The sequence below is a fragment of the Actinoplanes sp. NBC_00393 genome (assembly GCF_036053395.1).
Taxonomy (GTDB): domain Bacteria; phylum Actinomycetota; class Actinomycetes; order Mycobacteriales; family Micromonosporaceae; genus Actinoplanes.
Window position 1 is genome coordinate 5,088,669 of record NZ_CP107942.1, and the last position, 23,113, is coordinate 5,111,781.

Here is a 23,113-nt window from a genome sequence, read left to right on the forward strand (position 1 = left end):
GGGCCGCCGTTGCGGCGCGGCCATGCCCACCCCGCAGGGCAGATTGTGCCGTGGCCGCTTCCGCCCCAGCGCAGCACGGCCGTCTCTGCCTGCTCAGCAGCGCGGCGCGGTCGGCTTCGTCTCTGCCTGCTTGGCAGTGCGGCGCGGTCGGCTTCGTCTCTGTCTGCTCAGCCCGGCGGGGGCGCTTCGGCCTGGAGCAGGTAGGGACGTCGCCTGGTTGAGCGGGGACGCGTAGCTGTGTTCGGGGACTGCGACTCGCGTACCGGGAAGGGGTTGTCAAGTCTCGGGGAGCGCGAGGGCGATGGTCAGCGCGAGCACCCACTGGGGGTCGCGGAGTTTGTCGCCGTAGAGCTCGCGGAGGCGGGCCATGCGGTAGCGGACGGTTTGTGGGTGGACGAAGAGCTCGGCGGCCACGTCGTCGCGGCGGCCGTGGTGCAGGAGCCAGCTGCGGAGGGTTTCGATGAGTTTCGCGGCGGCGGCGCCGCGTTCGCCGGAGAGCGGGGCGAGGGCTCGGGCCCGCAGGTCGGCGAGGGCGCTGGGGTCGGCGGTGACCACCACGCCGGCCAGGTGGTCCTCGGTGTCGACCACGGCGCCGGCGACCGGTGGGCTCAGGTCGTGGACGCGGATCGCGCGGTCCAGGGAGCTTTTCGCCTCGAGCCAGGGGCGGGCCGGGCCGATGATCGCGCTGTGGCCGGAGAGCAGGCGGGTGAGATGTGGGCGGGAGGCGCCCTGTGGATCGGGGACCAGCAGGACGGTTATTCCGGGCAGGTCGGGCACGGCGTCGGGGAGTTGGAGGGTACGCGGGTCGAGCAGATCGATCACCCAGCGCGCGGAGCGTTCCGGCAGCATGATCGCGGTGAGGGTCTGCGGCGGCGTCCACTCGGCCTGCTCGGCGGCGGCCTGGACGATGTGCGGTGGTTCGCCGGCGACCAGTGTCTGCGCAAGTTCCTGCAGGTGGCGCAGCCGGATTCGGCCGGAGGCGGCGAGCTCGTCGGCGTGCCCGGCCACACTGGCCGCGGACAGCTCGTCGATGTAGGCGAACACCAGCTCGGCGAAATCGGCGATGGTCGCGGCCGGCTGCCCGGTGCCGACACTGATCGCGGCCAGCTCACGCCACGCCACCCGGGCGCCGACGCGGTAGGCCGCCAGCAGGGCATCCAGGCTGCGGCCGGAGCGGGCTTCACCACGGCCCAGCGCGTACGCCGCCTCGAGCGCCGCCGCCAGCGGAGTTCCGGGATCGGCGCCCGGACGGGAGACCAGGTTGAGGAACGTGCCGAGAGCGGCCTGCACCGCCTTCTCGATCTTGTGGCCGAGTTCGCCCGCGAAGGCCTCGGCATACGCGGGGACCTCCATCGTGATCGCCGCGATGGTCTGCACGGCCACATCCGGCAGCCCACGCCGCAGCGGATCGACGACTTCGGCAGGAAGTCGATAGGACCGTACGTCGCGGAGAGGTTTATTCACGCGAACTCCTCATCTTTGGTCCGATTCTTGTTCCCTGCGAACAATTATGCCGTCCCGGATTCACTTCCCATGGTCATGACTTCGCCCGCCAGAACCAGGAGGCTTGGTCACGTGGCTGTTACCCGGACTTTGCGCGACGGTGCCTGGCGAGTCGTCGAGTTGATCACGACGCCGGTGGTGCCGGCCGACTACCTCGACGTCATCGCGCCCCTGCGCAACCCCACGGTGCTGCGCGCCCGGATCGAGGCGGTTCGCCGGGAGACCGCGAACGCGGTCACCCTGGAGCTGCGCCCCGGGCGCAACTGGCAGCCGCACCAGCCAGGACAGTATGTGCGGCTCGGCGTGGACGTCGACGGGGTACGGCTGTGGCGTGCCTACTCGGTGTCGAGCGCGGCCGGCCGCAAGGACGGCCGGTTCACCGTGACGGTCAACGCGGTCAAGGACGGCGTGGTCAGCGGTTACCTGCTCAAGCACGCCCGGCGCGGCATGATCGTCACCCTGGACCTGCCGGCCGGTGACTTCGTGCTGCCGGCCTCTCCGCCGCCCAAGGCGCTGTTCGTGACCGCCGGCAGCGGCATCACGCCGGTGATGGGGATGCTGCGCAGCACGCTGCCGTCGCTGCAGGACGTGATCGTCGTGCACTCCGCGCGCACGCCGTCGGACGTCGTGTTCGGCGCTGAGCTGCGCTCCCTCGCCGAGGCGGGCCGGATCCGCCTGATCGAGCGGCACACCGGGGCCGACGGGCGCCTGAAGCCCGACGAACTCGCCTCGCTGGTGCCCGACCTGTTCGAGCGGGAGACCTGGGCCTGCGGACCGGGCGAGATGCTGGACGACCTGACCTCGCACTGGACCGACGCGGGCGCCGCCGACCGGTTGCACGTCGAGCGGTTCCGCCCGACTGTGCTGGTCGCCGGCGACGGCGGCACGGTCACCTTCGAGCGCACCGGGACGACCGCTGAGGCCACTGGCGGCACGACCATCCTCGACGCCGGTGAGGCCGCCGGCCAGCTGATGCCGTCCGGCTGCCGGATGGGCATCTGCTACAAGTGCGTGCTCCCGATGCGCGAGGGCATCGTCCGCGACGTCCGGGACGGCACGATCACCACCGCCACCGAGGTGGACGGCGACAAAGTCCTCATTCAGACCTGCATCTCGGCCGCCGCCGGTCCCTGCCGGTTCGACGCCTGACCCCCGCCCCCCTTCTCCGACGCCTTCGACGAAATCGAGGAAGCCGTGACCACGCTGCAGCGCAAGGAAGTCAACCCGATCGCCCACCTCACCCCCGAGGACATCGAGCAGATCGGCCGGGAACTCGACGCGATCCGGGACGAGGTGCTCGCCGTCCGCGGTGAGAAGGACGCCAAGTACATCCGCCGGATGATCACCATCCAGCGCCGCGTCGAGCTGGGCAGCCGCGCGCTGCTGCTTTTCTCCCTCTTCCCGCCGGCCTGGATCCTCGGCACCGCGGGCCTGTCGATCTCCAAGATCCTCGAGAACATGGAGATCGGCCACAACATCCTGCACGGCCAGTACGACTTCATGCGCGACCCGAAGATCCACTCGACGACGTGGGAGTGGGACTCGGCGTCCCCGGCCGAGCAGTGGAAGCACTCGCACAACGAGCTGCACCACAAGTACACCAACGTGGTCGGGCGCGACAACGACCTCGGGTACGGCATCATGCGCGTCGACGAGCAGCAGAAGTGGGTGCCGGCGCACCTCGGCCAGCCGCTCTACAACTTCATCAACGCGTGCTTCTTCGAGTACGGCATCGCCGCGTACGACCTGGAGCTCGGCCGCAACCTGAAGACCAAGAAGCGGCGCAGCAACCCGGCTTTCCGGGCGAACCTGCGCGCCGTCGGCCGCAAGATCCGCCGCCAGGTGCTGAAGGATTACGTCGTCCACCCGGCCCTCGCCATCCCCGTCGGTTTCCTGATGGGCAACCCGCTCGGCGCGTTCCTCGGCACCTTCGCGGCCAACGCCGTCGCCAGCCTGGTCCGCAACCTGTGGAGCCACTCGGTGATCATGTGTGGCCACTTCCCGAAGGGTGTGGAGACCTTCGAGCGGACCTCGATCACCGGTGAGACCCGCGGCGAGTGGTACCTGCGGCAGATGCTCGGCTCGGCGAACATCTCCGGCAGCAAGCTCATGCACGTCATGACCGGTAACCTTTCGCATCAGATCGAGCACCACCTCTTCCCCGACCTGCCGGCCAGCCGCTACGCAGAGATCGCGCCGAAGGTGCGGGCGTTGTTCGAGAAGTACGAGCTGAACTACGTGAGCGGACCGCTGGTCGTGCAGGTCGCGTCGGCTTGGGCCAAGGTGTTCCGCCTGGCCCTGCCGAACCGGAAGCCGGCCAAGGCGATCGACCACTCGATCCCGCCGCGCCACCCGGCTGAGCAGCCCGCGGCTGTCTGAGCCCGCGGCTGTCTGAGCCGCCCGACGTTTTCAGCCGCCGCCCTGGCGGGCCTGCCTCCCGGCCGAAATCATGGTCGGCGGCACGCTTGCCGGGGCGGCGTTCGTCTTCGGCCGGCCTGCTGGGCGGCGGCGGCACGGCGTCAGGCCAACCCCGGACGGTCAGACCGGCTCGGGATGAGCCAAGCCGGACCGCAACGCCTCAGGCCGGCCCGGGATGAGCCAGCCCGGACCGCAACGCCTCAGGCCGACCCGGGATGAGCCAGCCCGGACCGCAACGCCTCAGGCCGACCCGGAATGAGCCAGCCCGGACCGCAACGGCTCAGGCCGACCCGGAATGAGCCAGCCCGGACCGCAACGGCTCAGGCCGGCTCGGAATGAGCCAGGTTGGACCGGAACCGGCTCAGGCCGGCCTGGATGGGACGCCCAGACCGCCGGCGACCGCAAACTCGTGGCTGTCGAACTCGCCGGTCAGCATGGGCATCGCCTTGCCGATGGCGGCCTTTGTCTCGGGCAGCTGGAGCGAGCCGTCATGGTGGGCCTTGCTCTCCCACACTTCGCTCACCCAGATGGTCTGGTCGTCGGTCTCCGAAACACCCACGACGTAGAGATGGCAACCGGCCGCCCGCAGCCCGTCTGCCCCGCTGAGCAGGATCGACACCACCTCGTCCCGGTGACCGGGCTTGGTCTTCATCGAGCCGAGATACCCATACATGCTGCCGCCCCCTCTGCCCTCCATCAGCGAGATCAGACTGCCACGAGGGTCCGACAATTTCCGGCCGGATCGGCTCCCGACGAGGGCGCGGGTTCAAGAGAATCGCGGTCCGGAGACTCGAAGGGCAGAGCCCGGGCAATCGGGAACGCAACCCAGCGACCTGCGGTCATCGCAAGTAGGCGAGTTCGGAGAACTCCGCCCGGTAACCGTCGATCAGGCGCCGGGCCACTGACTCCACGCCGACCAGGGGGTGGGCGGCCATGGCGCGTACCGCGGCGGCCTGTGAGCCGGTGCTGACCGCTTCCAGGACGCCGCGTTCGGCGGTCTTGACCGCCTGGACCAGCGGCACGCCGTGCTCGGGCAGCGGTGCCACCCGGTGGGGCGCGGCGCCTCGGGCGTCCACCGTGCACGGGACCTCGACCACTGCTTCGTCGTCCAGCACGGCGAGGGTTCCGCGGTTGCGGACGTTGAGGATCAGCGTGGCCGGCTCGTCGTGGGCCAAAGCCCGCATCACCGCGAGCGCCACACCCTCGTAGCCGGCCGGGCGGGATTCGTCGTGCTCCCGCTCGCCGGCGCCGGTGAGGTCACGGTTCTCCGCCATGTAGGTGGCTTCCCGCTCCCGCCAGGCGCCGAGCCAGGCCTCGAGTGGCTCCCGATCCGGTGACCCGATCTCGGCGTAGCAGCGGTGCTGTTGCTCCAGCAGGAAGGCGCCCCGGGTCTGTGGCGCGTCCCGGACTGCGGCGAGCGTGCCGGCCGGGTCGTAGTAATAGTGCAGGTACTCATTGGGGATGGCGCCCAGGCGAAGTAGATGGTCAGCGCCGAACAGCCGCCCCTCCTCGGTGGTCTCGATGAGCGATTTGTCCGCGAGCAGACCAGCAAGCAGATCGCCGGGCACGCGGCCAGGCAAAATGTCAGGCGAATGGCCGGGCAGGAGGGCTGACGCACGCCCAGGCGTTGCGCCGGGCAAGGGGGCCGACGCAAGGTCAGGCGTTGCGCCGGGCAGGAGGGCTGACGCACGGTCAGGCGATGGGCCAGGCACAGAGCCGGGCACCGCACCAGGGGAACGGGCCGGCACAGCGGGCGGCGCCTCACCGGCTGGGTGGATGCCGTAGAGCCAGCCGAGGTGGTTGAGGCCGGCATAGTCGATGCGTACGGAAGCCGGGTCAGCACCGACCGCGCGCAGCGCCCGGTCGACCAGGCCGGACGGTGAGTCGCAGATGCCGATCACCCGGTCACCGAGGCGAGTGGCCATGGCCTCCGTGACCAGGCCGGCCGGGTTGGTGAAGTTGATCGTCCAGGCGTCCGGTGCCAGGCGGGCGATGCGTTCGGCAATGTGGAGTGCCACCGGCACGGTACGCAAACCGTAGGAGATGCCGCCCGCACCGACGGTCTCCTGGCCGAGCACGCCCACGTCGAGGGCGACCCGCTCGTCGATGACCCGGCCACGGAGCCCGCCGACCCGGATCGCGCAGAACACGAACGACGCGCCGGTGACAGCAGTATCGAGGTCGGTGCTGGTCAGCACAGCCGGGGCGTCGGGAAAGTCGCGGGCCTGGGCGGTGAGCACCCGCCCGATCGCGTCAAGTCTGCCGGGATCGACGTCGTGCAGCATGACCTCGGTGATGCCGGTCCGCCGGCGGTCGGCGAGCAGCGCCCGGTAGACCAGCGGCACCCGGAAACCGCCGCCACCCAGAATTGTCAGTCGCATCTCAGGCCTGTGCGTCGGAGAGGCGGGCGATGGTCGCGGTGGCCCGGTGCACCGCGTTACGCCGGCCGGGTGGGATGACGTCGTCGAGGAAGCCGTAACGCTGGGCCAGGAGGGCCTCGGCGGAGTCCTCGTGTCGGCGGGTGACGGTGCAGCGGACGGCCTGCCACCAGTCGGCGATGTCGCCCCAGCCCGGTGCGGAGAGCGAACCGCCGAAATGCTGCACCGACAGCGCAGCGACCAGATTGGCGAAGGCCACCCGGTCGGCGAGCGGCCAGCCGCCCAGCGTGCCGGTGATGAAACCGGCGGTGAAGACGTCGCCGGCGCCGGTCGGGTCGAGCGCTTCCACCGGCACGCACGGCACGACCGCCACCTCGCCGGTGCCCGAGTCGATCGCGAGCGCGCCGTCCGACCCGCAGGTCACCACGACGACCGGGACCAGACCGGAGAGCTTGTCCAGGGCTTGCTGCGGCGAATCGGTACGCGTGTAGCGCATCGCCTCGACCGCATTAGGCAGGAAGGCGTGGCAGTCGCCGAGTGCGGTCAGCACGTCGCAGGACCACTGGTCGGTCTCGTCCCACCCGACATCCGCGAACACCATGGTGCCCGCGGCGCCGGCCCGGTGCACCCAGCCGATCCCGGTGCCGGAGAGGCTCACCGCCGCGCTGCGGGCCGCGGGCAGTCCGTTGACCAGGCCGTCGGCGTCAGTGGGCAGCGGATGGCCGTGGGTGATCATGCTGCGATCCCGGTCGTACGCCAAGGAGACGGTGACCGGGGAGTGCCAGTCGTCGACCCGCTTCGACGCGGAGAGGTCGATCCCCTCCTGGCGGCTCAGCACCCGGTGGCAGAACTCGCCGTAGGCGTCGGAGCTGAGCGCCGTCCCGAGGCCGGTGTGCAGACCCAGCCGGCTCGCGGCCACCGCCAGGTTGGCGACGCCACCCGGGCAGGAGCCCATCCCGGACGCCCACACCTCGGTGCCGGGGCCGGGCAACTCTCGGAGGCCGGTGAAGATGACGTCGAGATACACCACCCCCGGCACGAACAGATCGAGCTGTCCACCCATTGGCCGATCTTACCCCTCTCCCGATCGGGTCAGTATTGATTGATCACCGGGCGCGGCGAAGGTCGGAATGGGCAGCACGCAGGGTGTCCGCGGCCCGGTCGGTGCCCGGCGGGCGAGCCTCGTCCAGCATGCGCCACGCCTCGTCCAAAGCCTGGGACAGCTCCCGGATCCGGGTGGCGTGCTGCCGGCGGACGTCCTCCCGCACCTTCTCGATGCGCCGCAACCATCCGGCCGCGGCCTGCTCCCCACCAGCCTGCACCACCGGCGCGACCGAAACCGCCGCCGGCAAGGAAGAGGAGGAAGAGGAGGAGGAGGAGGAGGAGGAAGGAGCCGAACGCGCGGGCGAAGAAGGAGCCGGAGCCGAAGGCACGGACGACGAAGAAGCCGGGGAAGAAGACGGACCTGAAGGCGGGGCCGAGGGAAGAGACGAAGCCCGGGGTGAAGGCAAAGCCGCCGAAGAGGGCGGCCCCCACGAGCCCGCCCGCGGTGGTGGCGCCGGCCCGGTGCCCAGCACATCACCCGGCGGCACGATGGCGGCGACCGGCCGCCCACCATCCACCACGATCGTGACCTGCCCGGTCACCCCGGTGACCCGGACGAGTTGCTGGAACCGCAGGCGCGCCTCGGCGACCGAAAGCTCGAGCCGGCGGCGAATCGGTGTAGCTGGTTCTCCCATACCGCGATGATGCCGCCCACCTATGACATTTTTCGGCGCAGCGACCACCAGCGGTACCGAATCAGGAGCCCGTGGCCCAGCAGACGCCGGACCACGGGCACCCCGAATCCTCAAGCAGTGCGGTAGGCGTCCAGCAAGCGCATCACCTTCTCGCCCCCATCGGTCAGGACAGCCAGGTCCACGTCGGTGAAGATCCGTGGCCGCGGGTCGATCACGCAATGCGCGCCCAGCACATGCCCACCCTGGCCCACCAACGGCACCCCGAGATAGCTGCGCAGGCCCGTCATCTGCAGGAACGGATTGCCGGAATGCCGCGGATCAGACCGCCCATCCGTCACGCAGTACGGCTCGCCGGTCAGCACGGTCTGCGTACACATCGCCCATTCCGCCGGCGCGCCCTGGACGTCCGCGACCCAGCCGGACACGCCGTGCGCGCCGAGGATGAACTGGGAGCTGTCCAGGATGACCGACACCAGGGAGACCTGGGCTTCGAGGAGCGTCGCGCTGCGCTGGGCGACCGCGTCGAGGCTGGTTCGCAGGTCGGTGTTGAGCAGGTCGTATCCGGCGAGGTGCCGCATCCGCGCGGGGTCGCCGAGACGGTCGAAGAGTTCGGTCTGCAAGTCAGCTCCTGGTCATGTCGTGCGCTGCGGTGAGATGCGTGTGGGAGTTGAGCCGGATCTGCAGGGCGAGGGCGCAGAGCCGGGTCGTGGCGTCCGATGTGGCCATCAGATCGAGCAGCCGCTCGATTCCGGGCTGGGGGCCGGCCGCGTGCAGCAACTGGTCCCAGACCCGCGGGCCGTCGCCGGCGTGTACCCGCAGGACGGCGGCGCGGGCGTCGTCGACGGTCGGCCGGGCCAGGCCGTAGGGCGAGGAATCCATGATGAGAGGGCTCCCGGAGTGAGAGGTCAGTGGCGGAAGCCGCCGACGAGGTTGGTCAGATCACCGGCGAGCCGGGTGAGGTCGACCGCGGCCTGCTGCGTGGCCCGGGCGCCGTCTGCGGTCGCGGCTGCGACCTCGGCAACCCCGGAGACGGTACGAGCGACCTCTCCACTGCTGGTCGCAGCGTCCGCAACGGAGCGGCTCATCTCCCCCGTGGTCGCCGTCTGCTCCTCCACCGCCGACGCGATCGTCGTCGTGTAGTCGCCGATCCGCTGGATCACCTGGGTGATCTCGCCGATCGCCGACGCCGCGGAGTCGCTGGACACCTGGATGGCGCCGATCCGCTCGGTGATCTCCTCGGTCGCCTTGGCGGTCTGCTGCGCCAGTTCCTTGACCTCACCGGCCACCACCGCGAAGCCTTTGCCGAGCTCACCGGCCCGGGCTGCCTCGATGGTCGCGTTGAGGGCCAGCAGGTTGGTCTGTTCGGCGATGCTGGTGATCAGCCGGACCACGTCACCGATCTCGGCGCTGGCCGCGCCCAGTTCGGCGACCTGGTTGTTGGTACGTGCGGCGACGTCCATGCCTTCCTGGGCGACCCGGGCGGCGTCGGAGGCGTTCGAGGCGATCTCGGCGATCGAGGCGCTCATCTGTTCGGCGCCGGCCGCGATCGACTGCACGCCGGTGTTCACCTCTTCGCTGGCCGAACTGGCCGATCCGGCCTTGTCGGCGACGTCGGCGGCGCCGCTCTGCAGCTGCGCGCTGACCGCGGAGAGTTCCTCGGAGGCGCCGGCCAGGGTCGACGCGGACCCGCCGATGGTGGTGACCGTGTCACGCAGCCGGGTGATCGCGGCGTCCAAGGCCCGGCCCATCCGGCCCGGCTCGTCGCGGGAGGTGAGGCCGGTGCTTCGGGTCAGGTCGCCGTCGGCGAGTCCTTCGCACACGTCGGTGACCCGGGTCAGGGACCGCACGATGCCGCGGGCCACCATGACGCCCAGGAGCATCGCCACCAGCAGCCCGCCGACGAGCAGCAGGATCGACTGGAGGCGGCTGCTCTCGTACCCGGATCGGGCTTCCTCGGCGGCCTGCTGCGCGGCGCCCTGCTCGATGCTGGTCATCTCGCCCAGGTGTTCTTTGACCTCGTCGACCAGGGAGGCCATCTCGCCGTTGCGGATCTCCACCCAGGTGGCCAGGTCGTTGCGCTGCGACGCCGGGAGCAGCTCGTCGTCGGCGATCTTCAGAAAGGCCTGCCAGTCGGCCTTCACGTCGTCGACCATGGCGCGCTCGGGGACCGGCCCGGTGGCCTCGTACGCGGCCCAGGCCGCGTTCACCGCCGCCACGTCGTCGGCGTACTGCTGGGCGTACTTCTGCTTGGTCGCGGAATCCCGGTTGACGGCATGGTTGGAAAGGTCGAGCCGGGCCTGGGTCATCCCGTTCTGCACGGCGCCGAGCGCCGCCACCCCCAGCACGTTGCTCTGGTAGATCTGCTGGGCGGCGGTGCTGGCGTCACTCAGCGAGCGCAGACCGAGCACCCCGATCAGCAACGCGACCAGCGCGGCCACGCTGACCGCCACCAGGACCTTGATGTTGACGCTGAGGTCGGTCCAGAATCCGCGGCTCGGGGCCCGGCTCGTCACCGCCCCAGCAGTCATCGCACTCATGTCGTCGTCTCTCCTCCGGCACCGGGCCAGCCCCCGCCGACTGCACCCGTACTACTCCCGTCGGCACAGGTGAGGGGCCTGCTGAGGGCGGGCCCGGCCCGGCGGAAAGGTGAGACCTAAGTTACCGGCGGCGGATGCCGGTCACGGCCAGGACCGCGCCGAGCAGGCAGAGCACGCCGGCGACCAGGGCGGCGGTGTGCACACCGTTGAGGAACGCGGTGGCCGAACCGTCGATGATCGCTGCGCGTACCGAATCGGTCATCTCCGGCGTGACCGGCGCGACCCCCATCGCCACCGCGTCCTTGGCCTCGGCGAGGCCCTCGGCGGCCGGCGCCGGCAGGCCCGCCTCGGTCAGCGAGGGCACCAGCGTGCCGGCGACCCGGCTGCTGATCAGCGAGATCAGCACCGACGTGCCGAGCGCGCCGCCGATCTGCAGCATGGTGGCCTGCAGGCCGCCGGCCACACCGGCGTCCTTGACCGGCGCGTTCCCGACGATCGCCTCGGAGGAGGCGGCCATCACCATGCCGATACCGAGGCCGAGGCCGATGAACGACGGCCACATCGCCCAGTAACCGGAGTCCGGGCCGAGGAACATCAGACCGAAGGACGCGCCGCCCTGCAGGATCATGCCGAGCGGCATGGTGAGGCGCGGGCCGTACCGGTCGGTGAGGGCGGCGCCGAGCGGGGAGGCGACGACCGAGGCGATGCTGAGCGGCAGCGTGAGCACGCCGGCCCAGACCGGGCTGAAGCCGCGGACGTTCTGCAGGTACAGCATGATGTAGAAGATCGAGCCGAGCAGCGTGAAGAAGTTGATCGCGGTGATCACGGCGCCGATGGTCAGGGCCGGGCTGCGGAACAGGCGCATGGGCAGCAGCGGGTGTTCCCGGCGGGTCTCGTACCAACCGAACAGCACCAGGATCAGCAGTCCGGCGACGATGGTGCCGATGGTGGATCCGGCGGTCCAGCCCCAGGTCTCGCCCTTGACCACGCCGAAGACCAGGACGAGCAGTCCGGCGGCGAGCAGCAGGACACCGCCGACGTCGAAACGGTGATGACCGGTGGAGTTCCGGCTCTCCGGCAGCACCAGCGCGCTGAAGATCAGCGCGATGACACCGATCGGCGCGTTGATGTAGAAGACCGATTCCCAGCTGACGTTCTCCACCAGCAGGCCGCCGACGATCGGGCCGAGCGCGGTGGAGACCGAGGAGACCATCGCCCAGATGCCGACCGCCATGCCGAACTTCTTCGGCGGGAAGACGGCCCGCAGCATGCCCAGCGTGTTCGGCATGAGCAGCGCGCCGAAGAAGCCCTGCGCCGCGCGGAACGCGATGACACCCTCGATCGAGCCGGCGAGTCCGATCGCGACGGACGCCACGGTGAAGCCGGCCACGCCGATCAGGTAGTAGCGACGCCGGCCGAACCGGTCGCCGAGCTTGCCGCCGAGGATCAGCGCGGCGGCCAGCGCGAGCAGGTAGGAGTTGGTCACCCACTGCAGCTCGGCGGTGCTGGCGCCGAGGTCGCGGCCGATCTCCGGGTTGGCGATCGACACCACGCTGCCGTCCAGGCCGACCATGAACAGGCCGAACGCGACGGCGATCAGGGACAGCCAGGGATTGCCGCGGCGGCCGGTGGCCACCGGGGGTGCGTGGGCGGGGGTGGGCGTCTCGGTCACGGTTGAGGGCATGCGGAACTCCATCAGGCACATCAGGGAGCGCCCCGGCGGTGGCCGGGGCGCGATCATTCGGGGGTACGCCTAAAGCTCAGCGACCGCTCTCGCGGATGTGGCGCGCGATCTCGGCCAGCGCGGGAAGTGCCGCCTCGACGGCTGCCCGCTGACCCGCGTCCAGGTTCTCCAGGGCGGCGGTGAGATATCCGGTGAACAGCCCCTGCACCGCGTCGATGCGGTCGCCCGCCTCGTCGGTCGTGTGCAGGCGTACCACCCGGCGGTCCCGCTGGTCGGGCTCGCGGCGCAGCAGGCCGTCGTTGACCATGGCGGTGACCAGGGCGCTGGCGTTGTTGGGTTTGAGCTGCAGCTCGTCGGCGAGCTCGCGAACCGTGATGCCCGGCCGGGCCCGGATCTGCCAGAGCGCGACGATCTGCACCTCGGGTGGTTTGGGATGGGTGAAGTCGGTCTGCACCCGGCGGTCCAGACTGCGGTGCAGCTGGTGCGCGAGGTGCATCAGCGTTATGGCAGTCTCGGTCACGACTCCATTATTAGGTATGTCGGCATACCTAATTCAAGCCGATGCAAGGTCGATCACTTTCGCTTACGAAAACGGGCGGGCGCCGTTCCGGCGTACCGGAAAGGCGCCCGCGGCAGGTGTGGAGCTCAGCCGATCAGCAGTTGGGCGCGCAGCGCCCGGAGGTCCTTGGCGCTCAGGCCGAGGCCCGCGCGGAGGTAGTCGTCGAACGTGCCGTACTTCGTGGCGACCTCGTCGAAACCGGCCTGCAGGTAGGACTCGCGCACGTCGAGTACAGCCCGGTAACCGGGCCGGATCGCCTCGGGCACCGCGGCCAGGGTCGCGGCGTTGGAGGCGGCCAGGTAGGTGTTGCTCAGCAGGTAGTCCTGGAACACCGTCTCGCGCGGCACACCCAGCGCGGTCAGCAGCGCGGCGCTGGCCCAGCCGGTCCGGTCCTTGCCGGCCGTGCAGTGGTAGACCACGTTGGCGGCCTTGCGGCTGACTGCCGTGGCGAAGAACGTGGCGTACGCGGCGCGGCCCGGCTCGGCGGAGACGAACGCCCGCTCGCCGGCCTCCATCATCGCGACACCGCCGGCCTCGGTGGTCAGGTCGATCGTGCCGGTGCCCACGTCCGAGGAGCCGATCACGTTGGCGTGGATGTAGGTGACGCCGGCCGGGATCCTGTCCGGCGACGCGGCGATCTCCGAGTCGGTGCGGAAGTCGATGTCGGTACGGATGCCGAGCCGCTTCAGCTTGGCCTGGTCGGCGGCGGTGAGCTTGCCCAGGTCGTTGGCCCGGTACAGCACGCCCATCCGGACCCAGCGGCCGTCAGCCGTACGGTAGCCGCCGGCATCCCGGAAGTTCGGCGCGGACGCGAGGTGCAGAGACCGGTCGGCCAGGGTGAGCGACTCGCCGCGGTCCGGGACCAGCTCGAACCACCAGCGGTCCGCCTGACCGAGACCGGACACCGTGACGGTCGCCGTGGCGCCACCCCTGGCGACCGGGTGCCGGTGCGAGATGCGGTCCTGGTCGGTGCCCGCGTAGACGGAGACCCTGCGGGCGTTCTTGGCGGCCCACGTGATGGTGAACGTGCCATCGCTGTTCTGGGTCACCGTCGCGGCGGTGAACGGGATGCGGTGGCTCGCGGCCGGCTGGTGGATCGCGACGTGCGCGGTCCGGTCGGCAGCGAAAGCGGGGACGGTGCCGGCGGCGAGACCGCCGGCCAGGGTGAGGGCACAGGCCGCGCAGGTGGCGGCGAGGCGCTTGTTGATCAACTTCACGCCTGAGTTGATATGCGGCCGAGCGGACCGGCAGGCGACACTCCACCCAGCACGAAGTAAACAAAGTTCAACTTACTGGCGCGGGGCTTCCGGTCAGGCCACCTTGCGCCCGGCCCGCGGCCGCCCGGCGCTGATATGCGTGGGGTTCGTTGATGCGGCGGGCGGCCGCGGGGCGTTGGAATGCGCGGCGGCCGGATGCGTTCGGCGCGTGGCTGCGGGTTGGGTCGTAGCTGGATGGCGAGGCCTCGCCGGGCGCGCGACCGGCGTGATCCGCAGGCGGCGCAGGAAAGGCAGGAAAGGATCGCCGAAGGTTCGGGCCGCGGTGTTGAGCAGCAGCGCGGCCGCGACCATGCCCACCGCGGGCATGCCGATCAGCAGGGCGATCACCGAGCCGACCAGGCCGGCCCACACCATCACGCGCAGGCCGATGTCGGCGACCGGGATGCCGCTGGGCCGCTCGCGGGTCCAGATCGGCAGGAACGACGAGGCCAGGGCCAGCCCGACCGCGCCCAGCACGGCGGCGGCCGTCAGGAAGGCCTGCGGCCAGTGGAAGTGCCGGCCCAGCGCATAACCGCCGGAGAGCACGACGCCGAACCACACCTTTCCGAGCGCCCAGCGACCGAGGCTGACCAGCACGTCATCGTTGGCCATCGGTGCTCCCCCGCCGCCGGAAAGTCTGCCGTCAGCCTACCGAGCAGCGAAGCAGACGCGGAACGCTTCGCACAGCGAGCAACGCGGCTTTCTACTGCGTGGGGAAGCAGGCGCGGAAGGCTTCGCGGACCTCGGCGCGGCGGTCGAGGACGGCGAAGACCACCCGTTCGAACCAGGGGCTTTCCCGCAGCGCATCGGCGAAGACCTGCGCCACCTCGGCCGGGGCGTTGCCGAAGACGCCGCAACCCCATGCGCCCAGCACCAGGTCGCGGTGGCCGTGGGCGGCCGCGACCCGCAGGATCCGGCGAGCCCGCCGGGCGAGCGCCCCGGCAACCGAGGGCAGCAACTCGGGCTGGTCACGCACGATCATCGCCCGGTTGGGGGCGGCCGCGGTCAGGAACGAGACGGGGTACGCCTCCGTGAGCAGCGCTCCGCGGTCGTCCCGGAACACCGGCACCCGGGGCGAGTAGATGACCCGGTCGGTGTAGAGCAGCCCGCGGTTCGCCCGGTGGTAGGCGTAGAAGTCACCGGCCGCCCGCAGGCACGGATAGAGCGCCGAACTGCGCGCCAGGCTCTCCTCCTGGGCCTGCGCCCCGTTCCGGAAGCCACCGCCCGGGTTGCGCGCCGACGCGAAGTTCAGCGCGACCGCGTCGTCGCCGAGCCGGCGCGCGGCGGCCAGGGTGGATTCGCCGGTCACCTCGACGACCGGGGCGCCGGCCACGGGCGAGGGGGCCGGGAGTTCGTCGCCGGGCAGGTGCAGCCGGGTCCCGGCCACTGCGCGCTCCACCTCTCCGGCGAAGCGCACCGAGCCATAGCCGCCCCGCTCCACGATGGAGACCGTCTCGTGGGCGATCGCCCGCAACCTGCCACTCATGACGACGATCATCGCCGATCTGCCCGGGCGGCTTCCACGGCTTTACCTGGCGCCCTAGCAAGATCGATCCCAGTAAGCATGGTCACTCTAGTGAACATGTAGGAATAGTGGATAAACTGCGCGCCATGAGCGCCGTACCCCTGCAGCTGTCCGGCGTCGGCAAGGAGTTCACCGCGAACGGCCGCCGGCGCGAGGTTCTCGCCGGCATCGACCTGGAGGTCGCGGCCGGCGAGGTGGTGGCCCTGCTCGGCCCGTCCGGCTGCGGCAAGTCGACCCTGCTGCGCCTGGCCGGCGGCCTGGACACCGCCACCTCCGGCTCGGTACGCGTGGACGGCCGCGAGGTACGCGAGTTCGAACCCCGGTGCGCCGTCGTGTTCCAGGAACCGCGGCTGCTGCCGTGGCGGACCCTCGAGCGCAACGTGGCGTACGGATTGCCTCGCGGAACGACCGGCGAACGTGCCCGCGAGGAGGTGCGGCACTGGCTCGACGTGGTCGGCCTCGCCGATTTCGCCCGGCACCGGCCCCGCCAGGTCTCCGGTGGCATGGCGCAGCGCGCCGCCCTGGCCCGCGCGCTCGCCCGGCGGCCCGGCGTGCTGCTGCTCGACGAACCGTTCGCGGCGCTCGACGCGCTGACCCGGCTGCGCATGCAGGACCTGCTCGCCGAGGTGCAGCGCGAGGCCGGCACGACGGTGCTGCTGGTGACCCACGACGTCGACGAGGCGCTGCACTTGGCCGACCGGGTGGTCCTGCTCGGCGCACCCGACAACGGCGACGCAAGCAACAACGGCACCGCGCCCGGCAACGACACCGCGGCCCGGAACGGCAACGGCACCGCGGCCGGCGTGCGGCTGATCCGGGACGTGCCCGGAGCGAGACCGCGCGACCGCGGCGACGCCGGCCTGGCCGCGCTGCGCGTCGCGCTGCTGGCCGAACTGGGCGTGCGCACCCCGGCGCCGGCCGCCCACTGAGCAACCCCCGACTCCCCATCCCCACTGAACGGACATCGGAAGGAACACCCCACATGAGGATCTTGCGTGCCGTGCTCGCGGCGGCTGCCGCCACCACACTGCTGGCCGGCTGCGTGCAGGGTGAGGACGCGCCGGCGGACAAGGCGGGCAGCGGCGGCGACGATGCCGTCACGCTGCGGCTGGACTACGCGTACTACAACCCGGCCAGCCTGGTGCTGCGTGACCAGAAGTGGCTGGAGACCGAGCTGGCCGCCAAGAACGTGACGGTCACCTGGCAGCTCTCGGCCGGCAGCAACAAGGCGAACGAGGCGCTGCGCGCCGAGGCGATCGACGTCGGCTCGACCGCCGGGGTGGCCGCGCTGGTGGCCCGCGCCAACGGAGCGCCGATCAAGACGATCGACGTGTTCAGCCAGCCGGAGTGGGCGGCGATCGTGGTGCCGAAGGACTCGCCGATCACCGACGCGGCCGGGCTCAAGGGCAGGAAGATCGCGGCAACCAAGGGTACGGACCCGTACTTCTTCCTGCTCCAGACGCTGGACGAGGCCGGGCTGAAGCCGCGCGACGTGACGGTGACCAACCTGCAGCACGCCGACGGCAGGACCGCCCTCGAACGCGGCGACGTGGACGCCTGGGCCGGCCTCGACCCGCTGATGGCCACCTCCGAACTGGACGCCGGCTCGAAGCTGATCTACCGCAACGTCGGGTTCAACTCGTACGGCGTGCTCAACGCGCGGGAGAAGTTCCTGGCGGAGCAGCCGGAGCTGGCGCAGGCCGTGGTGAACGCGTACGAGAAGGCGCGACAGTGGATCAAGGACAACCCGGACCAGGCGGTGGCCCTGTACGCCAAGGAGGCGAAGATCTCCGAGGCGGTCGCGAAGAAGGTGCTCACCGAACGGACCCGGCTGGACATCGACCCGGTCCCGGGCGCCGCGCAGAGGGCCGTGTTCGAGAAGATCCTGCCGGTCCTGGTCGCGGACGCCAACGTGAAGACCGAGGAGGCCGCGCGTACCGCGCTCGACTCGCTGTTCGAACCGAAGTACGCGAGCGCTTCGTGACGCTGCCGTGGCGGCCGGCGCTCGGCATCCTGCTGCCGGTCGGGCTGGTCCTGGCCTGGCAGCTGACCGCCTCGGCCGGGGTCTTCTCGGCGGCGCAACTGCCACCGCCGGGCGAGGTCGTCGCCGCGCTGGGTGAGCTGGCCGGCCGCGGCGAGCTCTGGCACCATCTGGCGATCAGCACGCAGCGGGTGCTGATCGGCTTCGCGGCCGGCTCGGTCCTCGGGCTGGCGCTGGGCGGTCTGGTCGGGCTGTCGCGGACGGCGAGCGCGGTGCTCTCGCCGACCGTGCAGGCGATCCGGGCCGTCCCGTCGCTGGCCTGGGTGCCGTTGCTGCTGCTGTGGCTCGGCATCGGCGAGACCCCGAAGATCGTGCTGGTCGCGATCGGCGCGTTCTTCCCGGTCTACACCACGGTGTCGGCGGCGCTCGCGCACATCGATCCGCACCTGATCGAGGTGGGCCGCGCGTACGGGCGGTCCGGTCTGCCGCTGCTCGGCACCGTCCTGTTCCCGGCGGCCACCCCGGCGATCCTGTCCGGCCTGCGGCTCGGTCTGGCGCAGGGCTGGCTGTTCCTGGTCGCGGCCGAGCTGATCGCCTCGTCGATGGGGCTGGGCTTCCTGCTGATCGACAGTCAGAACACCGGGCGTACCGATGTGATGTTGCTGGCCATCATCCTGCTGGCGCTGCTCGGCAAGCTCAGCGACACCCTGCTCGGCGTGGGCGAGGGCCGCCTGCTGGCGGCACGCCGTTGATCGGTACGCGATACTGCGTGCCGTGACTGACGACGGACTGCTTCTGGTCGCCGTGGTGGAGATGGCCGACGGGCACGCCGAGGCGGGCCGCCGCTACGAGGACGCCGTGCTGGCGCTGCTGGGCCGGCACGGCGGCACGCTCGAACGGCGGCTGCGCGAGGACAGCGGCACCGAGGTCCACGTGATCCGCTTCGCCGAGCGCTCCGGCCTCGACTCGTTCATGGTGGACCCGGAGCGGCTGGCGCTGCGCGCCGAACTCGGCGACGCCGCACCCACCACCCGGGTCCTTCAGGTCCACGACGTCTGACCGGTCACCGGGCCACGCCGACCGGGCGGGCCGGCACCGGTTCGAGGCCGAGCAGGGCCACGCCCAGGTAGAGCGCGGTTTCGGCGTACCCCGGATGGCCCCAGCCCGGCGCCATCGCGTTCGCCGCGATGGTGAGCGGAATGATCACCAACGGCGCGGTCAGCAGGATCGCCCCCGTACGCAGCTCGGGCCGCCGCAGCAGCAGTGCCCCCAGAATCACGCCGGCGACGAACATCAGCAGGAAGCCGGTGCCGCTCACCGCGCCCCACGCCCGGTACAGAACCGTGTCCGGATAGCGCGCCACGAGGATGCCGGCGATGAACAGCACGGCCAGCAGTGTCAGGTCGGCCGTCAGCACGAGCCGGACCGCCCGGACGCTGCGGCGGCCGGCGTCGATATCCCGGCCGCGCTGCGCCAGCACGGCGGCGAGCAGCGCGAAGGTGGCGCCGAGCAGCAGGCTGGTGCCGGTCGTCGCCCAGCCGGTGGCGTCCTCCTCGCTCAGCAGGTGGTCACCGAGCCCACCGGCCACCGCGTCCGCGATCGAGAGCAGCGAACTCAGCGCGGCCGCGCCCAGTGCGGCCGTTGCGATCCTCGTCATGGCGTCTTCCCCTTTCATCGGTTCGATGACGCCAGGCTGGGCCGGCCGGACCGGCCGCGTCGTCGGCCGCGGCGCACCCACTTCGTCCGACCCGGGTATGCATCGCACCGCGACCTACGGATGACGCGCCCCGGCCGTGCGGAGAGTTAGCGTCAGGCCGTGGCCTCCCGGCGGCGGATCGATGCCTCGATCGTTCTCCTGGCACTCGCGGTGTCAGCGGGCTACGTCGCCCTGGTGCCCGGAAACCGGGTGGCGAACTTCCTGTTCCTGACCCTGGTGCTGAGCTGCGCGGGCCTGCTCCTGCGAGTTGTGGTCGACGCGGTGCGGCGCGCCGCGGACGAGCACCGGACGGCGCGGGCCCTGCTCGCCACCCCGGTCGACGTGGCGGCCCGCCAGGCGGTGGCCCGGGAACGGGTACGGCTGGCCGCCGACATCGAGGCGGTGATCCGGGCCGCGGTGTCCCGGATGGCCGGGCACACGCGGACCGCCGCGCGGCAGTGGGACGACGATCCCGATCCGCCGCTGGCGAAACTGCAGGCAGACGGGCGGGCCGCGGTCACCGAGCTGCGCCGCCTGCTCGGTCTGTTGCGCGAAGCCGAGTCGGCGGCCACCGAGGATCCGCCGCCCCGGCAGCCGCGACGCCGGCCGTCCGCCGGTGATCTGGCGCTGGCTGCCGGTGCGGCCGCGCTGAGCGTGGCCGAGCACTTCCCGGCCGGCCCGGACGTCCCGGCGAGCATGCAGACGGCTCCGTCGATCGCGCTGACTGCCGCCACCGCGGCCACGCTGGCACTGCGCCGGTCCGCGCCGGCCGCCGGGGCCGCGGCCTGCGGCGCCGGCTTCCTGCTGGGATTCCTCACCGGCTGGCCGATCAGCCCGGGGCTGTGGATCCTGATGGGGCCCGCCTGGCTGGCCTGGTCGGCGATGGCCCGGTGGCGCCCGTCCGGCTGCCTGGCGACCGCGCTCCTGCTGACCGGCATCACCCTCGACCTGGGCCGCTACAACCGGGTCAACCTGCCGATGTGCCTGGTGCTGGTCGGCGCCGCGGCGGTCGGCGGCGCGGTGTTCGGGCGCAGCGGGCGGCGGCAGTCGGCCGCGCACAGCACGGTGCTGCGGCGGACCGCGGAACTCGGTGCGGCCGCCGAGCAGGCGGTCCTCGGCGAGCGTCTGGCCGTGGCGCGGGACGTGCACGACGTGGTCTCGCACGCGGTGGCCGTTCTGGTCACCCAGTCCGGGGCCGCTCAGGCACTCCGGCGGACCGATCCGCCGCGGGCCCGGGCCGCGCTCGCCGTCGTGGAGCAGACCGCCGCGGACACCCTGTCCGAACTGGATCGGATGGTGGCCGGCATCGGCGCCGGGGCGGTGGAGCACGACGACGCGGACCTGCGCGCCCTGGTCGGCCGGATGACCGGCGCCGGCCTGCGGATCAGCTTCGACCTGCACGGCCCGGTGCGGGGGCGGACCGGGGCGGTCGTCTACCGGATCACCCAGGAGGCGCTGACGAACGTGGTGCGGCACGCCCCCGGCGCCCGGGTGACGATCACCGTGCAGGCGGTGGACGACCGGACCACTGTGGAGATCACCGACGACGGGCCGGGGCCGGGCCGGACTTCGCTGCGCGGCTACGGCCTCACCGGTCTCGCTGAGCGGGTGGAGAGCACCGGCGGGCGGCTGTCCACCGGTCCCGGACCGGGCGGAGCGGGCTTCCGTGTCGCCGCCACGCTCCCCGGAGCCGCGTCGTGACCGCCCCGGTCCGCGTCGTGCTCGCGGACGATCACGACCTGGTCCGCGGCGGGCTCGCGGCGATCCTGACCGCGGCGGGCATCGACGTCGTCGGCGAGACCTCCGACGGGCACGGCGCGGTCGCCCTGGCCCGCCGGCAGCACCCCGACGTGGTGCTGATGGACGTCGAGATGCCCGGTGGGGACGGGCTGACCGCCACCGCGGCGATCACCACCGAACTGCCGGGCACCCGGGTGCTGGTGCTGACCATGTTCGACCTCGACGAGTACGTGTTCCAGGCGCTCCGGTCCGGTGCGGCGGGCTTCCTGCTCAAGACCACCGCGCCGGACCGGCTCGTCGCAGCGGTCCGGGCGTGCGCCGCCGGGGAGACGCTGCTCGCCCCGAGCGTGCTGCGCCGGCTCGTGGAGACCTTCGTGCAGCGGCCACCGCCGCCACCGGCCGGCCGGCTGCCCGCGGTGATGCGCCACCTCACCCCGCGGGAGGCCGACATCCTGCGGGCAGTCGCCCGTGGCCTCTCGAACGCGGAGATCGGCGCCGAGCTGCATCTGGCCGAGCCCACCGTCAAGACCCACATCACCCGGATCCTGGCGAAACTCGGCCTGCGCGACCGGGTGCAGGCCGTGGTGATGGCGTACGAGACGGGCCTGGTCCCCCGCTAGGCGGCCAGGCGGAACGCTTCGAAGTGGATCTGGCGGGACGGGACATTCAGGTCGCGCAGGCTTTTCAGGACGGTGTCGGTGAGCACGGCCGGGCCGCAGACGTAGACGTCCCGATCGGTGATGTCGGGGACCAGCGACTGCAGGTTCTCCGGGCGGAACGGCTGGTTGCCCGGGCCGGTCTTGCCGGTCATCACGTGCAGGCGGGCGCCGCGGACGTTGGCCAGGTTGCGCAGCTCGCCGAGCAGGACGGCGTCGGCGGAGGAGCGGACCCGGTAGAGGACGACCACGTCGCTGCCGATCTCCGGGTCCTCGAGCAGCGAGCGGATCGGGGTGACACCGATGCCGCCGGCGATCAGCAGGGTCGCCTCCCGGGTACGCCGGGCCAGCGTGAACGCCCCGTACGGACCTTCGGCGAAGACCCGCGAACCGATCGGCAGGTCCCGCAGGCCGGCGCTGGTGGTGCCGATGCCCTTGGCGGTGAGCCGCAGCGACCGGCCGTTCGGCGCGGCCGACAGGGAGAACGGGTTGACCTGCCACCAGCGGTTGTGCCCGGGGAACCGCCACAGGAAGAACTGGCCGGCGCGGGCCGGTAGCCGGTCCAGGTCGCGGCCGGTGACGTGCACCGACACCACGTCGGCGGACTCCGGGACGACCGCGGCGACCCGCAGCCGGTGCCGGGCGTTGCGGATCAGCGGGACGATCACCCGGCCGGTGAGCAGGGCGCCGACGGCGAAGGCCCACAGACCCCACCAGTAGATCTTGGTGGCCAGGTTGATGGTGAAGGCGGTTCCCTCGTACAGCTGGTGGATCAGGCCGAGCACCACGACGACGTAGAGCAGCAGGTGGACGGCGTGCCAGGTCTCGTAGGAGAGGCGGCGGCGGGCGATCCGGACGGACAGGGCCACCACCAGCACGATCAGGGCGACCGCGATCAGCCCGAGGAGCACCGGCAGCTGCTTCGACAGGCTCAGCGCGGTCCGGAACACCGACGCCTTGTCGTGCAGGGCGAACCCGGTGATCACGAACGACGGATGCAGGATGGCCAGCCAGAAGACGGTGAAACCGACCCACCGGTGCCAGCCGGTGAGCCGGTCCATGCCGAATCCGCGGTCCAGCACCGGCAGCCGGGCGATCAGCAGGAGCTGGACGATCATCGCGAAGGCCAGGTAGAGGCCGAGCATCCGGCCGATCGATCCGAATATGTTGTACGCCGGCGGGCCGGCGAGCTGGAACATGATCTGGACGGTGGCGATGTTGAGGAGGAGGAAGGCCCAGATCGCGGCACGCGCGGCCCAGGCGGTACGGCGGACGGTGATTACCTGTGGGTGGGTCACAGCGGTCATCCCGGTCTCCCCTGCTGGAGTTACGTCTACCGGGTGTACCGAGAATGTCACTCTCCGGTTCAGTCCGGAACGACACCGCGCGGGAATTGTCGTCCGGGTGCGCCAAGCCGGACGGCACATGACTGGGCGTGACG

23 protein-coding genes are annotated in these 23,113 nt (G+C 71.4%); 8 read left to right on the top strand and 15 right to left on the bottom strand.

All coding sequences use genetic code 11. From position 1 onward, the window contains the following. Positions 1-276: 276 nt before the first annotated feature. Complete coding sequence (locus OHA21_RS23875; protein ID WP_328477190.1) at positions 277-1,464, bottom strand: PucR family transcriptional regulator; 1,188 nt, start codon at positions 1,462-1,464, stop codon at positions 277-279. A 75-nt stretch (positions 1,465-1,539) separates the two neighbouring features. On the opposite strand from OHA21_RS23875, the gene OHA21_RS23880 reads away from it, so the two are divergent. Together OHA21_RS23880 and OHA21_RS23885 are read left to right on the top strand one after the other, a co-directional pair. Beyond that, entirely contained in the window at positions 1,540-2,652 is a 1,113-nt protein-coding gene (locus OHA21_RS23880) for a ferredoxin reductase (RefSeq protein WP_328477192.1), read from the top strand. Positions 2,653-2,697: 45 nt separating this feature from the next. Further along, positions 2,698-3,882, top strand: a complete 1,185-nt coding sequence (locus OHA21_RS23885) for a fatty acid desaturase family protein (protein WP_328477194.1) — start codon at positions 2,698-2,700, stop codon at positions 3,880-3,882. A gap of 400 nt (positions 3,883-4,282) precedes the next feature. Here OHA21_RS23885 and OHA21_RS23890 read toward each other — a convergent pair whose 3' ends face one another. From OHA21_RS23890 to OHA21_RS23945, 12 genes are all read right to left on the bottom strand, one after another. After that, entirely contained in the window at positions 4,283-4,618 is a 336-nt protein-coding gene (locus OHA21_RS23890) for a putative quinol monooxygenase (protein WP_328477196.1), read from the bottom strand. A gap of 142 nt (positions 4,619-4,760) precedes the next feature. Then, positions 4,761-6,302: a family 4 glycosyl hydrolase gene (locus OHA21_RS23895; RefSeq protein ID WP_328477198.1), complete on the bottom strand. Its 1,542-nt coding sequence runs from the start codon at positions 6,300-6,302 to the stop codon at positions 4,761-4,763. A 1-nt stretch (position 6,303) separates the two neighbouring features. After that, the gene (locus tag OHA21_RS23900) at positions 6,304-7,362 is read right to left on the bottom strand and encodes a carbohydrate kinase family protein (RefSeq protein ID WP_328477200.1); all 1,059 of its coding nucleotides are present in this window, start codon (positions 7,360-7,362) and stop codon (positions 6,304-6,306) included. Between the two features lie 43 nt (positions 7,363-7,405). Next, positions 7,406-7,624: a hypothetical protein gene (locus tag OHA21_RS23905; RefSeq protein WP_328477202.1), complete on the bottom strand. Its 219-nt coding sequence runs from the start codon at positions 7,622-7,624 to the stop codon at positions 7,406-7,408. Between the two features lie 524 nt (positions 7,625-8,148). Continuing rightward, positions 8,149-8,658 carry a GAF domain-containing protein gene (locus tag OHA21_RS23910; RefSeq protein WP_328477204.1) on the bottom strand — a complete coding sequence of 170 codons (510 nt, stop codon included), beginning with the start codon at positions 8,656-8,658 and terminating at the stop codon, positions 8,149-8,151. A 1-nt stretch (position 8,659) separates the two neighbouring features. After that, on the bottom strand, positions 8,660-8,917 hold the full coding sequence (locus OHA21_RS23915; RefSeq protein ID WP_328477206.1) for a hypothetical protein: 258 nt from the start codon (positions 8,915-8,917) through the stop codon (positions 8,660-8,662). A 26-nt stretch (positions 8,918-8,943) separates the two neighbouring features. Continuing rightward, complete coding sequence (locus OHA21_RS23920) at positions 8,944-10,575, bottom strand: methyl-accepting chemotaxis protein (RefSeq protein ID WP_328477208.1); 1,632 nt, start codon at positions 10,573-10,575, stop codon at positions 8,944-8,946. Positions 10,576-10,696: 121 nt separating this feature from the next. Beyond that, positions 10,697-12,259, bottom strand: a complete 1,563-nt coding sequence (locus OHA21_RS23925; RefSeq protein WP_328477210.1) for an MFS transporter — start codon at positions 12,257-12,259, stop codon at positions 10,697-10,699. A 76-nt stretch (positions 12,260-12,335) separates the two neighbouring features. Then, positions 12,336-12,779, bottom strand: coding sequence for a MarR family winged helix-turn-helix transcriptional regulator (locus tag OHA21_RS23930; protein ID WP_328477212.1), 444 nt, complete (start codon positions 12,777-12,779; stop codon positions 12,336-12,338). Positions 12,780-12,904: 125 nt separating this feature from the next. Then, a complete protein-coding gene (locus OHA21_RS23935; protein WP_328477214.1) occupies positions 12,905-14,035 on the bottom strand; it encodes a tyrosine-protein phosphatase in 1,131 nt (376 codons plus the stop codon). Positions 14,036-14,128: 93 nt separating this feature from the next. Continuing rightward, complete coding sequence (locus OHA21_RS23940; RefSeq protein WP_328477216.1) at positions 14,129-14,686, bottom strand: hypothetical protein; 558 nt, start codon at positions 14,684-14,686, stop codon at positions 14,129-14,131. A 91-nt stretch (positions 14,687-14,777) separates the two neighbouring features. Beyond that, positions 14,778-15,560, bottom strand: coding sequence for a TIGR02452 family protein (locus OHA21_RS23945; RefSeq protein ID WP_328477218.1), 783 nt, complete (start codon positions 15,558-15,560; stop codon positions 14,778-14,780). Positions 15,561-15,685: 125 nt separating this feature from the next. On the opposite strand from OHA21_RS23945, the gene OHA21_RS23950 reads away from it, so the two are divergent. From OHA21_RS23950 to OHA21_RS23965, 4 genes are read left to right on the top strand one after another with little or no spacing between them, the layout of a single operon-like run. Next, positions 15,686-16,528 carry an ABC transporter ATP-binding protein gene (locus tag OHA21_RS23950; RefSeq protein WP_328477220.1) on the top strand — a complete coding sequence of 281 codons (843 nt, stop codon included), beginning with the start codon at positions 15,686-15,688 and terminating at the stop codon, positions 16,526-16,528. A gap of 53 nt (positions 16,529-16,581) precedes the next feature. Then, complete coding sequence (locus OHA21_RS23955) at positions 16,582-17,583, top strand: aliphatic sulfonate ABC transporter substrate-binding protein (RefSeq protein ID WP_328477222.1); 1,002 nt, start codon at positions 16,582-16,584, stop codon at positions 17,581-17,583. Next, positions 17,580-18,332 carry an ABC transporter permease gene (locus tag OHA21_RS23960; protein ID WP_328477224.1) on the top strand — a complete coding sequence of 251 codons (753 nt, stop codon included), beginning with the start codon at positions 17,580-17,582 and terminating at the stop codon, positions 18,330-18,332. The genes OHA21_RS23955 and OHA21_RS23960 overlap by 4 nt, the downstream gene beginning before the upstream one ends. Positions 18,333-18,354: 22 nt before the next feature. Beyond that, on the top strand, positions 18,355-18,639 hold the full coding sequence (locus OHA21_RS23965) for a hypothetical protein (protein ID WP_328477226.1): 285 nt from the start codon (positions 18,355-18,357) through the stop codon (positions 18,637-18,639). Between the two features lie 4 nt (positions 18,640-18,643). Here OHA21_RS23965 and OHA21_RS23970 read toward each other — a convergent pair whose 3' ends face one another. Next, entirely contained in the window at positions 18,644-19,237 is a 594-nt protein-coding gene (locus OHA21_RS23970; RefSeq protein ID WP_328477228.1) for a hypothetical protein, read from the bottom strand. 159 nt (positions 19,238-19,396) lie between these two features. Here OHA21_RS23970 and OHA21_RS23975 point away from each other — a divergent pair, with 159 nt between their 5' ends. Both OHA21_RS23975 and OHA21_RS23980 read left to right on the top strand, forming a co-directional pair. Further along, positions 19,397-20,977: a sensor histidine kinase gene (locus OHA21_RS23975; RefSeq protein WP_328477230.1), complete on the top strand. Its 1,581-nt coding sequence runs from the start codon at positions 19,397-19,399 to the stop codon at positions 20,975-20,977. After that, positions 20,974-21,636, top strand: coding sequence for a response regulator transcription factor (locus OHA21_RS23980; protein WP_328477232.1), 663 nt, complete (start codon positions 20,974-20,976; stop codon positions 21,634-21,636). The genes OHA21_RS23975 and OHA21_RS23980 overlap by 4 nt, the downstream gene beginning before the upstream one ends. On the opposite strand, the gene OHA21_RS23985 is transcribed toward OHA21_RS23980, so the two are convergent. After that, entirely contained in the window at positions 21,633-22,979 is a 1,347-nt protein-coding gene (locus tag OHA21_RS23985) for a ferredoxin reductase family protein (protein WP_328477234.1), read from the bottom strand. The two genes, OHA21_RS23980 and OHA21_RS23985, sit on opposite strands and share 4 nt — an antisense overlap. Between the last annotated feature and the right edge of the window lie 134 nt (positions 22,980-23,113).